Genomic DNA, 14,288 nt, shown 5'->3' with positions numbered 1-14,288 from the left:
CCGCTGCCTCAAGCGCTACATCGCCCGACAGCTCTACCGCACCATCACCACCCACCACCGCACCTCTTGACAACCCCCACTCACAGATCGGCGAGCCGGGTGGGATCCCGGGGCGGTGCGGGCGGCGGGCGGCGAGTGGCCGGCGGGGCCGGCGAGTACAGCGGGGCGGGCTGAGCGGGGCGGGCGGGCACAGCGGGGCCGGCGGGCAGAGCGGGGCCGGCGGGCAGAGCGGGGCCGGCGGGCAGAGCGGGGCCGGCGGGCAGAGCGGGGCCGGCGGGCAGAGCGGGGCGGGCAGAGCAGACGTTGGCGGGGGCCGGTTGGTGGAGGTGCGCCTCGGCTGTTCGGGGGACCCCTGGCGGTGGCTGGAGATGCAGCCAGCCGAGGAGCGGAGCGAGCGTATTCGGCCGGCAAGTCGGGAATAACCGTCTGACGTGAGTCGCGAGGTTGGTCGACTCTGCTCCCGCTTTGCCCATTGAAGTCGGCATGATCAGGGCAAATTGTGGCGCATGCCACCGTACGGGCTGGTGGCATCGGGCATTCAGCTCTCTAGCCTCGTCAGGTGCACCCCGACGACCCCTCCGCCCAGAAGCTGACCGACGCGCGACCGACCACCCCTTCGGACGACGCCGCCTCAACCGAACGGACGATCGGCCGTCACCGCGCTGCCGAGCCGCCGCGGCGTGCCCTGCTGGGCTCGACCCCGGTGCGGGTGGCGCTGGCCACCGGCGTCACCTGCTGCCTCAGCCTCGTCGCGGTCGCCACCGCACGCGGCAACGACGACACCCCCCGTACGGTCGAGCCGCTGGCCGAGGCGGTGGCCGATCGCGCCGCCATCGCCGACGAGCGCGCCTCCCGGTCGCTGGACCGCGACGCCGCCCCCGCCCGGATCCTGCCGCCCAGCCCGACGGCGAAGCCCACGCCCAGTCCCACCGCCGTCCGCAAGGCACCCAAGAAGCCGGTCAAGCCCCGCCGCCCCCGGCCGGTCGCCGGCCTCGACCAGGCGCAGATGGACAACGCGAAGATCATCGTGGACGTCGGCCTGGAGATGAAGATGCCGCGCCGCGCCCTGGTGGTGGCACTGTCCACTGCCATGCAGGAGAGCAACCTCTACAACCTGGCCAGCGACGTCCTGCCGGAGTCGGCGGAGTACCCGAACCAGGGCAGCGGCTCCGACCACGACTCGGTCGGGCTGTTCCAGCAGCGACCCAGCAGCGGTTGGGGGACGGTGGCCCAGCTGATGCGCCCGTCGTACGCCGCGCGGGCCTTCTACAGCGCGCTCAACGAGATCCCCGGCTGGCAGGACATGAGCGTCACGGCAGCCGCCCAGTCCGTGCAGATCTCCGCCTACCCGGACGCGTACGCCCAGCACGAGGATCGGGCGACCACCGTCGCGGCGGCGCTCACCGCCTGAGCCGGGCTCCTATGCCCGCGCCTCTCAGCGACGGCCCGGCGGAGGCTGCGCGCCCTCGTCCACGCCGCCGACCCCGACCCGACTGCCCGGCACCCCGGCGGCTGCCGTGGGAGTGTCGGCGGGCACCTGCTCGACGGTCACCTGGCTGAGGATCTCGTCCACCCGCACCTCGCGCCGTCGGCGAGCGTCCAGCGCCGCTTCGAAGTCTCGTCGGGCCTGCACGGCCTCCGCGTACGCCCGCTCCCGCACCCGCCGTGCCTCGTCGCGGGCCTCGTCCAACTCGGCGCGGGCCTGGGCCAGGACATCGGCTGCCTCGCGCCGCACCGCGTCACCGGCGGGCCGGGTGGTAGCCGCGTCGCCCAGGTCGAGTCGTCGCAGGAGGCCACCGAGCGCGGCTGCCTCCTGCCGGATCTCGTCCCATTCCCCGGCCGCGCCCTCGGCCCGCGCCGCGAGCCGGGACAACCGCACCCCCAGCTCGTCCAGGCAGTAATCCACCTGCCGCTGGTCGTAACCGGTCTCAACGACGGAGAACCTCATACTGTCGCCCCCCAGGCAGCTGCTGCTACTTCCCCACCTGGATCCTCGGCCGCTACCGCTCGCGCCGAGGGGGTTCGGGGAAAATGTTCAGCATGCGCGCAGGGGGCGCGCGGACCTCAGACCCGCTTGGGCAGCACGACGACCCGGCCGAAGAACTCGTCGATGCGGCGGACCACGTCGTTGAAGTCGTCCAGGTCGATCGGCTTGGTGACGTACGCGTTGGCCTGCAACGTGTAGCTGCCGACGATGTCGGTGTCGGCGTTGGAGGTGGTCAGCACGACGATCGGGATGGTCCGCAGATCCTCGTCCTGCTTGACCGCCCCGAGCACCTGGCGACCGTCCATCCGCGGCATGTTCAGGTCCAGCAGGATCACGTCGGGTCGGCGGGCATCTTCGTGCCGCCCCTCGGCGCGGAGGAACTCCATCGCCTCCTCGCCGTCACTCACCACGTCGATGATCTTGTCGACGTCGGAGTCCGCCAACGCTTCCTCGATCATCAGCACGTCGCCCGGGTCGTCGTCGACCACCAGGATGCGTACCGGCTGCGGGCTGTCTGCGCCCATCACTACCTGCCTCGGAGTCGACGGGGACGGGACCCTGACGGTCACCGCGTTGGCGGGGGAAATGCTGGCGGGGAAATCTAGCCCATCAGGAAGCACTGCGGGACGCGGGGTCGACCGGCTCCGGTTCGTACCGCAACACGTCGGCGAGGCCGGTCACCCGCAGCACCCGCTCGACCCGCCCGTGGGCACCGGTGAGCCGGAGCCACCCCCCGTCGGCCGCCAGCTGGTTGTCGCCCCGGACGAAAACGGCCATCCCGGTGGAGTCGCAGAACGTGAGGTCGGTCAGGTCGAGCAGCACCCTGGTCTCGCCCGCCGCCGTGAGCCGGTCGATGGCGGCGGTGAGCGTGGGGGCGGTGCTCAGGTCCAGCTCGCCCACGAGCCGCAGGCGGGCGCCTTCCCCGTCGCGCTCGACGTCGTCGACGCTGAACGTCACCGTTCTCCCCCTCGCTCCACCCGGGGGGTGGGACGTTTGCAGTCCGGCAAGTATACGCAGAGCTGACTCGTCCGCCGCCGAGCGCGGTGATCGATCCGGATGCCCCCGACGGGCCGCTCAGCGGGCGGTGCCGGGCAGCGCCGCGCATCCCAGCGCCAGCGCCCGCGCCGCCCGGGGAAAGTCCCGCAACGTGGCGGCGTAGTGCTCCAGCGGCAGGACGACCGCCCCGGCTGGCACCCCACGACTTTCCAGAATCCCCGACAGCCACTGCACAAACTCCGTGAACAGGGACGGGTCGTCGACGTAGACCGCCGCAGCCAGGAAATCCACGATGTGGCCCAGGTCGCTCACTGTCGCGTCGAGCTGCGCGGCGGTGTACGCCCGTGCCGCCGGCACCCGCTCCCGCAGCTGCGCCAACGCGCTGTCGATCAGCTCACCGCGACGGCGCACCAGGCTGGCGTACTCGTCGTCGGCCAGGTGGGCCAGCCGTGCCGGCGGCGCCGCGCGCAGCGCCCGCTCGTCGGCGATCAGCTCGGCCGCCGAGGGCGCGTCCGGTGCCCAGGCCACCCCGAGTCGGCGCGCCCAGCGGCCGTCCGTGCCGAACCCGCGCCCGCCGACCACCACCGGGACGTCGGAGCGGCGGCATGCCTCGATCATGCGGTGGGCGTACGGCAGGCGCATCGGCAGCGCGCACGCCAACGCGACCGCGTGCGCGTCGTGGCGGTGCAGGTACGACACGAGGTGCGCCGCAGGGACGCTGGCGCCCAGGAAGGTCACCTGCCACCCGCGTAAGCGCAGCACCTCGGCCACCAGCCGGGGCGGCAGCGCGTGCCACTCGCCGTCCATGCAGGCGACCACGACCCGGCCGTTGACCGGCTGCGGCCTCGCGTGCGCGGAGACCGCCGCCACCACCTGCTCACTGATGTGGGTTGCCGCGTGCTCCTGGGCGACGCTCCACTCGTTGCGGGCCCACCGCTCACCCACCTCGGCCTGCGCGGGCGCGACCAGGTCGAGCAGCACCCGCTCCGCCGGGACGCCCGCGTCGAGCAGACCGATCGCCAGGTCGGTCGCGGCGTACTCGTCGGCGTCCGCGAGGTGCGCCAGATATCCGGAGTACGCCTCGCCGAGGTCACTGGTGGTCATGGCGGCGGTCACGCGTCAGGCTCCGTGGTGTGGTCGACAACGGCGGGCACCGAGTGCAGGTGGCGTGCCCCGCGCCCACCCAGGCCGGCCGCCCGCAGCGCCAGCACGGCGATGTCGTCGTGGTCGCCCTGGGCCAGCCAGTCGCAGGTGATCTGCTCGACCCGTTCGGCCAGGGCCGGGGCGGGCATCCGGTGGCAGCCGGTCAGCGCGGTGACCAGCCGCTCCGGGCCGAACTGCTCGTCCCCGCGCCGGCCGCCCCGGGCCTCGGTCACCCCGTCGCTGTAGAGCAGGCAGGTCTCGCCCGGCGCCAGCCGCACCGTCACCTCGCCGACGCGGGGATCGGGCACCACCCCGATCAGCATGCCACGCAGCGGCACCGTCTCCACCTCACCGGAGGCGCGCAGCACCAGTGGTGGCAGATGCCCGCCGCCGGCCAGGGTGAGGGTGAGGCCGCCGTCGCGCTCCGGGCGGGCCACGCCGAGCACGATGGTGGCGAAGCGGCCCTGGCCGTGCGCCTGGGTCGTCTCCAGCAACGCGTCGTTGAGCAGTCGCAGCAACCGCGCCGGGTGCGACTCCAACCGGTGCAGCGCCTGCAGGCACTGGCGCAGTTGGCCGGTGAAGACGGCGGCTTCGACGCCCTTGCCCGACACGTCGCCGAGGAAGAACACCGAACCGCCGTCGGGGAGCCGGTGGGAGCCGTAGAAGTCGCCGCCGATGCGCAGTCCCGCCTGCGCGGGCCGGTACGCGGTGCCCCACTGCACGCCGGCCGCCTCGACCGGCTCGACCGGCAGGAGGCTGGCCTGGAGGGTGTCGGCCACCTCGGCCTGGTCGCGGTAGAGCAGCGCGGTGGTCAACGCCGCGCCCGCGCGGGCCGCGAACGCGCGGACCAGCTCGACGTCGTCCTCGTCGTACCAGCGGGTGGCGCGACGGGCCACCAGCAGCACACCGACCGGGGCGTCGCGGCCCGGCAGCGGGACGACCCGGGCGGCGCTGTCGGTGCCGGCCAGCCCCGGCAGCCAACCGGCGTCGACCGCCTGCTCGACCAACCAGTCCACCGCGTGCGGCTCGGCCCCGGTCAGCCCGTCGGCGATCGCGGTCGGCAGCTCGCCGCCGGCCAGTACGCCGCTGTCCACCGTCGGCACCTCGTCGTCGGTGCGTGAGGCCCGCCACCAGCGGGCCCGTCCGGCCCGCGGGGCGAGCACCAGCACCGCCACCTCGGCCAGGGTGGGCACGGCGAGACGGACGACAGCGGCGGCGGCCCGGTCCGGGTGCAGCGGGTTGCCCAGCTTGTCGCCGACCACCGCCAGGAACGCCGAGCGAGCCCGTTCGGCCAGCAGGGCGTCGGCGCGGCTGACGCTGTCGGTGACGTCCTCGACGTACCAGCAGCAGCGGTCATCGGAGAGCGGCACCTGGCGCGCGGTGAGCCGGCGCCCGCGATGGGTGAAGCCCCCGGGGACACCGTCGCTCAACCCGGGCACGCCGGCCGCGCCGAGCAGCTCGCCAGTAGTCACCTCGGGCAGCAACCGCTCAGCCACCGGGCTGACGTGCCGCACGACGCCATCGGCGTCGCAGACCACCAGGCCCTCCCGGAAGTGCTCGACGACCTCCAACCAGCCGGGCGTGGCCTGCCCACGATCGGGGGCCAGCGGCGGAAGGGCCGCGGTGGGGCGGCGAACGTCGGCGGACCACGCCGAGGGTCGTGTCGTGCTCGGCGTGGAGAGCCGTCCGTCGCCCGGGTCCCAGTCCCTGACGTCGGAAGCAGTCACCAGCTGAGCCTCACTCCTTTGTCGTTCACCGAACCCGTGCCGGAACCGGCGTCTACGGTCAAAACTCTCCCGCCACCCTACGCCGCAACCCGGAAAGCGGCATCTCACGGCAGGTGGAGGCACCGCCACGGCGGGGCGTTGGACGAGGGACACGGCGACGCGTCACCGCCCCCGCTTTGCGTTTCGTGGCTCGACGAGGAAAATGGTGGGATGCCCGACCAGCTGTTGACCATCGAGACAATTCGGCTGGCCGCCGGGAACGTCCGACTCCGGCTGACCGGCGAACTCGACTACGACAGCGCGCCGGAGCTGATCGCCGCGGCGGCCGGGCTGCGCGGCGACGAGGACGCCCCGGTTCTGGTCGACCTCACCGCGGTGACCCTCTGCGACTCCTCCGGGCTCAGCGCGTTGCTGGTGGTGCACCGCGCCGCCGGGGCGATCCGACTGACCGGGGTCAGCCCTCAGCTTCAGCGGATGCTGGACCGCACGGGCCTGACCGAGTTGCTGGCCGAGGCGTACGCCGACGACGACGTGCGCGCCACCGGCTGATCCACCGGCCACCCCCGCACCGGACGGGGTGGCCCCCGACCCTGGGACCTGGGGTCGGGGGCCGGAGGAATGTCTAGGGTGCCGTCATCGGCTGGAGCCGGGGGCCGTCCTCACGCAGCTCGCCGATCGGGGCCGGGTCGACGTCCTCGGGCTCCCCCGAATCGGGCGTCTGGTACAGGTAGCGGACGAACTGCCCACCCGCCTCGTTGTCGTCCGCGCCGGGCCACTGACCGATGCAGTCCATCCCGATCACCTCGCGGCCCGTTCCGTCGGCCTCCTCCACCAGCGCCCACAGGCTCACCGGGTAACACCTGGTGACCTCGGGTGTGAGTTGCCAGCGGGCGTACCAACCGGGTCGAGCGGGGACGATCTCGACAACTTCCTTCATGACGACCTTCCTTCCGCGTACCTCGGAAGAACTCCGGTCCTGACCCGATCGTGCGGGCCGTGCGGGTGAGCACCCCTCACCCCCGCCGGATGAAGCGTGGGGCGGGTCGGTCCGACCCGGCCGGCGGCCTCCGTTTCCTTCTCCCGGACGGCGGGAAGGCGACTGGCGCAGCCACGATCCCCAGCGGAAGGGATGCCACCATGCGCAAGCAGATGGAGGGCGACAACCAGAGGCGCCGGGCGCTGGCCCGGCAGGCCCGGGAACAGAATCGCCAGCCGAGCGAGATCGGCGCCAGCCTGAGCGCGTCCAAGCAGCTCACGAGCCTCGACGCGGGTAAGCGGGCCGGCCCGCCAGCAGCCGGACCGCACAAGTCGGACACCACGCGCGGTGGTCCGGCACCGCCGCCGGTCGGTAGCGCCGACAACCCGCGACCGCAGCCGTCGCCGCCGAGTGGCGCGGCCGGTGTGAACAGCATGGGCTACCACGACCTGGTCGACGGGGTTCGGCGTCGCGCCGGGGTCGACTTCAAGACCGCCAAGGTGGGCACCGAGGCGACAGTGCTGGTCCTCGCGTTCGCCCTGGAGGCCGCCGAGCGGCAGCGGTTGCTCGCCGCGGTGCCGGCATCGCTGCACGACGTGCTGCCGGTCGATGGCATCGAGCGGCACCAGGACCTGCCCGGCTTCCTGGCCGAGGTGGGCCGGATCAGCGGCAACACCCCGGAGCAGGCCCGTTACCAGGCGGAGGCGACGATCGCGGCGCTCGCCGAGCAGGACGGCGACCTGGTCGAGTCGTTGCACGTACCCGACGGGTTGCGCGACCTGCTGAACCCGCCGGAGGCCGGCGGCGGCCTGGTGGGCGCCTCCACCACCACACCCACCCTGGACGCTGACGAGATCAGCGCGGCGCTGGACGACCTGCCCTACTGGGCCGGCGACAGCCAGGGCCTCTACCGGGTGGTCGCGCTGCCGCCCGACAACCTGGACCGGGTGCTCGCCCGGCTCGACCGGCTTCGCCAGGACAACGGCCGCGGCCCGAGCATCGGACGTCCGGGCGACACCGCCGCCGTGTTGACAGTGCGAACCAACCAGGCCAACGGGGTCACCGCGCTCGACGTGGACCTCGCCCGCCAGATCGACGACGCGATCGACGAGGTGGGGGCCGGGATGGCCGGCGGCTGACCGGCCACCACGACACCGTCGGGCCGGCGGAGCGGGGGCGATCCCGCTTCGCCGGCCCGTCCGCCGTGCCGGGCGCACGGTGGGCTCGGCTAGCGTGCCGGGCATGAGCCGCGCCGCCGACCGGCTGGAACTGGTCGCCGATCCGGTCCGCCGGACCGGGCGGACACTGCTGTCCGCCGGGGTCGAGCAGTCGTACGTGGATGTCGAGGATCCCCGGCACCTGCACTTCGAGTACGTCCGGCGGATCGCCTCGGCCGTGGAGGTGGCGGCCCCGGCCGGCGCACCGTTGAACGTCCTGCACCTGGGCGGCGGCGCGTTGACGTTGCCCCGCTGGCTGGCCGCCACCCGGCCCGGCTCCGCGCAACAGGTCGTCGAGCGGGACGCGGCGGTGGTCGACCTGGTGGCCAAGGAGTTGCCGCCGCTGCCGCCGGAGGTGCGGGTGGAGGTCGCCGACGCCCGGGACGCCCTGAGCGACGCTCCGGACGGCCGCTACGACCTGGTGATCGCCGATATCTACCGCGCGGCCCTGATGCCCCGGCACGTACGCACCGTCGAGTTCGCCGCCGAGGTGGCCCGCACCCTGCGCCCGAACGGGTTGTACCTGGTCAACGTCACCGATCTGCCTCCGCTGGTCGGCACCCGGGTGCAGGTGGCGACCCTGCGGTCGGTCTTCGCCGACGTGTGCGTGGTCGGCGACCGGCGGATGTTGCGCGGCCGCAGGTACGGCAACCTGGTGCTGGCCGCGACCTCCCGCCCCGGCGGGCTGCCGGTGGCCCGGCTGGCGGTGGCCGCCCTGCGCGACCCGGTGCCCGGCGGGCTGCTGCACGCCGCCGCTCTGGACACGTTCGTCGCCGGCGCCCGCCCCGTCACCGACGCCGACGAGCGCTGAACACGTCCGGGCCTCGTCGCCGGTCCACGTCACGACGAACGTCTGCGCCGACCTTCCACCGCTGTCCCCAATGCCGGGTTTCTGACGACATGTGCGGGGAAGTCGCGGCGAATGAGCAACGCCGACGACCGGGCGACCGCCCGCCGGACCCTGATCGTGATCGGTCTGGTGCTGGCGACCGTACTCGCCCTCGGCTTCGTGTACGCGACCCGGCGGGTGCTGGTCTGGGCGGTGGTCGCCGCGTTCTTCGCCGTCGCGCTCAAGCCCCTCGTCGACCGGCTGCACCGCCGCTTCGTCCGGCGTCGGGCGCTGGCCACCCTGCTGGTGTTCCTCACCGCGTTCGTGCTGCTGGCGATCCTGGCCGCGCTCATCCTGGTGCCGTTGTTCGGCGAGCTGGGCCGCTTCGCCGACCGGGCGCCCGAGCTGCTGCGGGAGGCCCGCGCCGGACAGGGCCCGGTGGGGCAGGCGCTGGAGCGCACCGGGGCACGCCGCTACGTCAGCGAACACTCCGAGCAGCTACGCGACCTCGGCGGTCGCCTGCGCCAACCCGCTGTCGGTGTGCTGCGCGGCGTCGTCGAGTCGGTCGCCGGGCTGGTCACGGTCATCGTGCTGGCGTACCTGATGGTGTTGGAGGCGCCGCGGATCACCAGCGGCCTGCTCGCGGCGGCCGGGGACGGTCAGGGCGAGCGGCTGCGCCGGGTGGGCCGGGAGGTGTCGCGTACGGTGACCGGCTATCTCACCGGGAATCTGCTGATCAGCGTGGTCTGCGGAGTGTTGACCTTCCTGGTGCTGACCCTCACCGGGGTGCCCTTCGCGGCGGTGATCGCCCTCCTGGTGGCGGTGGCCGACCTGATACCGCTGGTCGGGGCGACCCTCGGCGCGGTGATCGCGGCCGGCGCCGGTTTCCTGCACTCCCCCACCGCCGGGGTGGTGGTGCTGATCTTCTTCGTGGTCTACCAACAGCTGGAGAACCACCTGCTCCAGCCACTCATCCTGTCCCGCGCGGTCCGGCTGAACCCGTTGACGGTGCTGGTCAGTGTGCTGCTCGCGGCGGAGCTGGCCGGTCTGCTCGGCGCGCTGCTGGCCATCCCCGCCGCCGGCATCGCGCAGACCCTGCTGCGCGAGTACGGCCCGCGCCGGCTGCGGCCCGCCCCGCCCGCCGGTCCGGCCGCGCGGTCCGCGCGACCGGCCGGCTCCACCGACTGACCATCCCGGGTACGGCCGGCGCGCCGTCACCTGCCCGCTCAGCGGGACCGGGACGCCATCTCGGGCGACGTGCTCTCCAACGGCACCGCGTTGGCCGGCACCAGCCCCAACTGGACCGCGGACCGGGTCAACGCGGCGTCCAACGCCCAGTCCGCGCTGACCCGCGTGCGGTTTCCCGGCATCGCCATCAGGTGGTACGCGCGGGTGACCGCCTTGGCCGGCAGACCGGCCAGGTTGACCTGCAACGGGTTCGCCGCCGCGTCCTTGCCGCCCAGGTCGACGACCCAGCCCAGGTCATGGTGCTTGTACGGCTTGCGGCGGCCGAACCCGTACGACGCGGCGATGTTGTGCGCCGCGCGCTTGCCCTGCCGCTGCGCGTGCTGGGCGGTCATCCCGCAGACCTTGCCCGGGTTGACCAGGTCGGGCACCGCGGCGGCGTCGCCGATGGCGTACACCTCGGGATAGCCGGGGACGTTGAGGAACTCGTCGGTGACCAGGCGACCCCGGTCGGATCGCAGGCCCAGCTCGTTGACGAACGGGTCGGGCCGCACCCCGACACACCACACCAGCGTGCAGGTCGGCACGTACTCGCCGTCGGTGAGCTTCACCCCGTCGCAGGTCGCCTCGGTCACCGAGGTGCCCATCCGCACGTCCACCCCACGCCGCTCGAGCACCTTGTGCGAGGTGTCCGACATCCGCTTGTCCAACTCCGGCAGCACCCGGGACGCCACGTCCAGCAGCATCCAGCGGGGCCGGACGGTGAGCCGGGGCCGTTGCGCGTGCAACGCGTCGGTGAACAGCTGCCCGTGCGCCGCGACCTCGGTGCCGGTGTATCCCGCCCCGACCACCACGAACGTGGAGCGGGCCTGCTGCTCGGCCGGATCCTCGGCCTGCTCGGCCAGTTCGAGCTGCCGGATGATGTGATCGTGCAGGTAGACGGCCTCGGGCAGGCCACGGAAACCGTGCGCGTACTCGGTCACCCCGGGGATGGGCAGCAGTTTGTTGACGCTGCCCACGGCGAGCACCAGCCGGTCGTACGCCAGCCGGTTCTTCTCCCCCTCGGCCTGGGTGAAGCCGACCCAGCGGTTCTGCAGGTCGACGTGGTCCGCCTCGCCGACCACCACCCGTACGCCCTTGAGCGTCCCGGTCAGCGGCACCGCGATCCGTCTCGGTTCGACCACCCCGGCCGCCACCTCGGGCAGCAGCGGCAGGTACAGGAAGTAGTCGGTGGAGTTCAGCACCACGATCTCGGCCCGGTCCCGGGCGATCCGGCTCAACGTCTTCGCCGCGTGGTAACCGGCGAACCCGGCCCCCACGATCACCACACGAGGTTTCGTCATTGCGGGCCGTTTCCCGTCGAAGCCCGCGACAAACGTCCGGCGTGCCAGCCGCGCTCGGCCGTCCTCCTCGCCAGCCGTGCTCAGCTCGGCTGGAGCCGGACGTGGCCGCTGCGACCGATCGCCTCGACCTCCCACTGTTGGCCGAACGCCCGGACCCGCTCGGCGGCGATCCGGCCCAGTTCCTCCGGGACGTCCGGATCGAGGACCAGCCGGCCCTCGACCGGATTGATGCCGAGCATCGCGCGGATCAGGGCCAGCGGCGTGCCCGCCGCCCACGCCTGCGGGCTGCACGCGGTTGGGTACGGCACTGCGAACAGCAGCCGCTCCCGGTCGAACCCGCTAAGCGCCTCCGGCAACCGGTACCCGAACTGCTCGGCGGCCTCGATCATCGCCAGGCTGATCCGGTTCGACTCGGCCCGGTAGCCGTACCGGGCCAGGCCGAGCGCGGCAATCGAGTTGTCGTGCGGCCAGACCGTGCCGAGGTGGTAGCCGAGGGCGTTGTAGGGCCGTTCCTCCCGGGACAGGGTGCGGATGCCCCAACCGGAGAACATGTCCGGTGACATGAGTTGTCGCACCACCGCGTCGGCCCGCTCCGGTGGCACGATCCCGCTCCACAGCAGGTGACCCATGTTCGAGGTCTTGGAGTCGACGCGGTTCTTGTCGCCGTCCAGGGCGACCGCGTAGTAGCCGCCCCGTTCCTCGATCCAGAAGTCCTGGTTGAACCTCTCGTACAGGGTGTTGGCCTGCTCGCGCAGCCGGTGCGCCGACGCGGGTTCGTCCAACGGACCGTCGAACAACTCGGCCAGCCGCAGCTTGGCGTCGTAGGTGTAGCCCTGCAGGTCGCTGGTGGCCAGCGGAAGCACGGGGATTCGGCCGTCGGCGAAGCACACCCCGTCCGGGGAGTCCCGCCAGCACTGGTTGCCCAGCCCCTCGGGCGAACGGGTGGCGTACTCGACGTAGCCGTCGCCGTCCCGGTCGCCGTACTCGTCGATCCAGCGCCACGCGGCCAGCGCGTTGTCGCGCAGTTGCCGGACGGTCTCGTCGTCGCCAGTCCACCGCCAGTACTCGGAGAGCAGGATCAGCCAGAGCTGGGTGGCGTCGGCGGTGCCGTAGTAGGGCCCGTACGGCTTCTGGCCGGAGCGGGTCAGCTCGCCGCTGCGTACCTCGTGCAGGATCTTGCCGGGCTCCTCGTCGGTGAAGTCGTCGCAGGCTTCGCCCTGAAGCCGGGCCAGCGCGAGCAGCGCGCCCTTGGCCAGGGTGGGTCCGGCGACCAACGTCTGGTAGGCGCTGATCAAGGTGTCCCGTCCGAAGACGGTGAGGAACCAGGGCAGTCCGGCACCGGGCAACATGATGCGCTGGCCCTTGACCTCCAGGTCGAGCCGCAGCGCCGACAGGTCGTCACGGGACTGGCGTAGGGTGCGCTCCAGCGACGTGCTGTCGCTGCGCAACACCGCGCGGTTCTCGGTCCACCGGCGCAGCGGATCGTCGGCGCGGCCGTGGAAGACGTCGGCGATGTCACCCCGGACCGGCTCGACCACCCCCATGCCGTCCGGCAGCGGCACGCGCAGGTCCACCTTGAAGAACTCTCGCGGGCCCAGTTCCACCTCCCAGACCAGGTCGTCGCCCTCGATGCGGTCGGCCGGCGTCGCGCAGCACACCCGGGTCTGGGCGCAGAAGTCCCCACGCTGGTAGGAGAAGCACAGTTCGGAACCGTCGGGGGCATGGTCACGGCTGATCTCCGCGAAGCGGTCCCGGACCCTGGACTTGACCTCGAACAGGTCGGCGAAGTCGGCCTCGACGGCCAGCCGCAGCTCGAACCGGACCGGCTCCAACCGGAAGGAGAGCAGCTCCAGGCGCTCGTGCAGGCCGTCGCCGACGTAGCGCAGCCGCCGGATGGCCAGGCTGTTCGGCGGCAGCCCCGGCAGGTCGGGGTTGGTGAGCGTGTACTGCGCGGAGTAGTGCTCGATGGTCTCGGAGCGCAGCACCAGCAAGTTGCTGCCGTTGATGGTCAGTGTCCAACCGCTGAGCAGCCGGGTGTCCAGGTGCACGAGCCCACCGATGCTGCCCGGCGGCACGTCCCCCTGGGCGTTGGAGTACAGGAACGTGGGCCCGCTGAGCACCGCGAGAGAGTCCGGTCCCAGTTCCGGCGGGATCGCCCGCTGATCGCCGCTGTCCGAATCGGCGATGGACAGGCCGGGAAAGGGGTTGGCAGGGGTCGCGCGAACGGCAGCCATGACACCCACCGTAGGAATGAAGACACGGAGCGTCATCACCCGGTCCGGGTGAAAGACCTGCGGCCGGGCAGACGAGTCAGGCGGGCGTTGGTGCGGTGATCGCCCAGCGCTCGTGGTCGCGCCAGGCCCCGTCGATGAACAGGTAGTCCGGGGAGAAACCCTCCAACCGGAAGCCCAGCTTGCGGGCCACCCGCCGCGACGGCTCGTTGCCCGGTTGGATGTTCGCCTCCAGCCGGTGCAACCCGGCCGAGGTGAACGCGTGGTCGATCACCAGGGCGACGCCCGCCGAGGCGTGCCCGGTCCCGCTGTACGGCAGGAAGGCCGCGTACCCGAGGAAGCCACCCCGCAGGGCACCCTGCACGATCCCGCTGATGTTCACGTAACCGGCGATCTCACCGCTGGCCCGGTCACAGATCAGGTAGCCGGCGCTGTCGCGGCGGCGGATCCGGCGCAGATAGAGCTCGTACTCCTCCGGGCTGGCCGGCGCGGCCAACCAGGGATGGTGCAGGTCCCGACTGCGCACCGCGGCGGCGACGAACTCGTCCGAGTCGGTGGGCCGGGGTCGCCGGATCGCGGCGGGACCACCGGTACGCAGGTATCTCACGGCGAATCACTCTGACCGACAAGCACCGTCGGTGTCCAACCGGCTGC

At 72.6% G+C, this 14,288-nt stretch carries 14 protein-coding genes; 5 read left to right on the top strand and 9 right to left on the bottom strand.

The window, feature by feature from the left end:
• Positions 1–559: 559 nt before the first annotated feature.
• Positions 560–1,411 carry a hypothetical protein gene (locus tag ACZ6NZ_RS31995; protein WP_366611075.1) on the top strand — a complete coding sequence of 284 codons (852 nt, stop codon included), beginning with the start codon at positions 560–562 and terminating at the stop codon, positions 1,409–1,411.
• Between the two features lie 24 nt (positions 1,412–1,435).
• Here the strand turns inward: ACZ6NZ_RS31995 and ACZ6NZ_RS31990 are convergent, their stop codons facing one another.
• The 5 genes from ACZ6NZ_RS31990 to ACZ6NZ_RS31970 form a co-directional block, all read right to left on the bottom strand.
• Entirely contained in the window at positions 1,436–1,948 is a 513-nt protein-coding gene (locus ACZ6NZ_RS31990) for an ATPase (RefSeq protein WP_366611074.1), read from the bottom strand.
• Between the two features lie 116 nt (positions 1,949–2,064).
• On the bottom strand, positions 2,065–2,511 hold the full coding sequence (locus ACZ6NZ_RS31985; protein ID WP_355009026.1) for a response regulator: 447 nt from the start codon (positions 2,509–2,511) through the stop codon (positions 2,065–2,067).
• Positions 2,512–2,596: 85 nt separating this feature from the next.
• Complete coding sequence (locus ACZ6NZ_RS31980; RefSeq protein WP_465861579.1) at positions 2,597–2,944, bottom strand: STAS domain-containing protein; 348 nt, start codon at positions 2,942–2,944, stop codon at positions 2,597–2,599.
• Positions 2,945–3,061: 117 nt separating this feature from the next.
• Entirely contained in the window at positions 3,062–4,087 is a 1,026-nt protein-coding gene (locus tag ACZ6NZ_RS31975; protein WP_465861581.1) for a cobalamin B12-binding domain-containing protein, read from the bottom strand.
• 8 nt (positions 4,088–4,095) lie between these two features.
• Positions 4,096–5,853: a PP2C family protein-serine/threonine phosphatase gene (locus tag ACZ6NZ_RS31970; RefSeq protein WP_465861578.1), complete on the bottom strand. Its 1,758-nt coding sequence runs from the start codon at positions 5,851–5,853 to the stop codon at positions 4,096–4,098.
• A gap of 210 nt (positions 5,854–6,063) precedes the next feature.
• On the opposite strand from ACZ6NZ_RS31970, the gene ACZ6NZ_RS31965 reads away from it, so the two are divergent.
• On the top strand, positions 6,064–6,402 hold the full coding sequence (locus tag ACZ6NZ_RS31965; protein WP_465861577.1) for an STAS domain-containing protein: 339 nt from the start codon (positions 6,064–6,066) through the stop codon (positions 6,400–6,402).
• 73 nt (positions 6,403–6,475) lie between these two features.
• Here the strand turns inward: ACZ6NZ_RS31965 and ACZ6NZ_RS31960 are convergent, their stop codons facing one another.
• Positions 6,476–6,790 carry a hypothetical protein gene (locus ACZ6NZ_RS31960; RefSeq protein WP_357233583.1) on the bottom strand — a complete coding sequence of 105 codons (315 nt, stop codon included), beginning with the start codon at positions 6,788–6,790 and terminating at the stop codon, positions 6,476–6,478.
• A 200-nt stretch (positions 6,791–6,990) separates the two neighbouring features.
• Between ACZ6NZ_RS31960 and ACZ6NZ_RS31955 the strand changes: the two genes are divergently transcribed.
• From ACZ6NZ_RS31955 to ACZ6NZ_RS31945, 3 genes are all read left to right on the top strand, one after another.
• Positions 6,991–7,968, top strand: a complete 978-nt coding sequence (locus tag ACZ6NZ_RS31955) for a DUF2267 domain-containing protein (RefSeq protein ID WP_366611067.1) — start codon at positions 6,991–6,993, stop codon at positions 7,966–7,968.
• Positions 7,969–8,071: 103 nt separating this feature from the next.
• Positions 8,072–8,857: a spermidine synthase gene (locus ACZ6NZ_RS31950; protein WP_465861575.1), complete on the top strand. Its 786-nt coding sequence runs from the start codon at positions 8,072–8,074 to the stop codon at positions 8,855–8,857.
• A gap of 111 nt (positions 8,858–8,968) precedes the next feature.
• A complete protein-coding gene (locus ACZ6NZ_RS31945) occupies positions 8,969–10,063 on the top strand; it encodes an AI-2E family transporter (protein ID WP_465861574.1) in 1,095 nt (364 codons plus the stop codon).
• Between the two features lie 38 nt (positions 10,064–10,101).
• Here the strand turns inward: ACZ6NZ_RS31945 and ACZ6NZ_RS31940 are convergent, their stop codons facing one another.
• The 3 genes from ACZ6NZ_RS31940 to ACZ6NZ_RS31930 form a co-directional block, all read right to left on the bottom strand.
• The gene (locus tag ACZ6NZ_RS31940) at positions 10,102–11,403 is read right to left on the bottom strand and encodes an NAD(P)/FAD-dependent oxidoreductase (protein WP_465861572.1); all 1,302 of its coding nucleotides are present in this window, start codon (positions 11,401–11,403) and stop codon (positions 10,102–10,104) included.
• Between the two features lie 80 nt (positions 11,404–11,483).
• Positions 11,484–13,637: an amylo-alpha-1,6-glucosidase gene (locus ACZ6NZ_RS31935; protein ID WP_465861571.1), complete on the bottom strand. Its 2,154-nt coding sequence runs from the start codon at positions 13,635–13,637 to the stop codon at positions 11,484–11,486.
• Between the two features lie 76 nt (positions 13,638–13,713).
• Positions 13,714–14,241 (bottom strand): GNAT family N-acetyltransferase, encoded by a 528-nt coding sequence (locus ACZ6NZ_RS31930; protein ID WP_366611060.1) that lies wholly within the window; start codon positions 14,239–14,241, stop codon positions 13,714–13,716.
• Between the last annotated feature and the right edge of the window lie 47 nt (positions 14,242–14,288).

Source organism: Micromonospora sp. NPDC047756, from assembly GCF_055587245.1.
The sequence above is the reverse complement of the archived record's forward strand: the minus strand, read 5'-3'. Positions and strand labels throughout refer to the sequence as shown.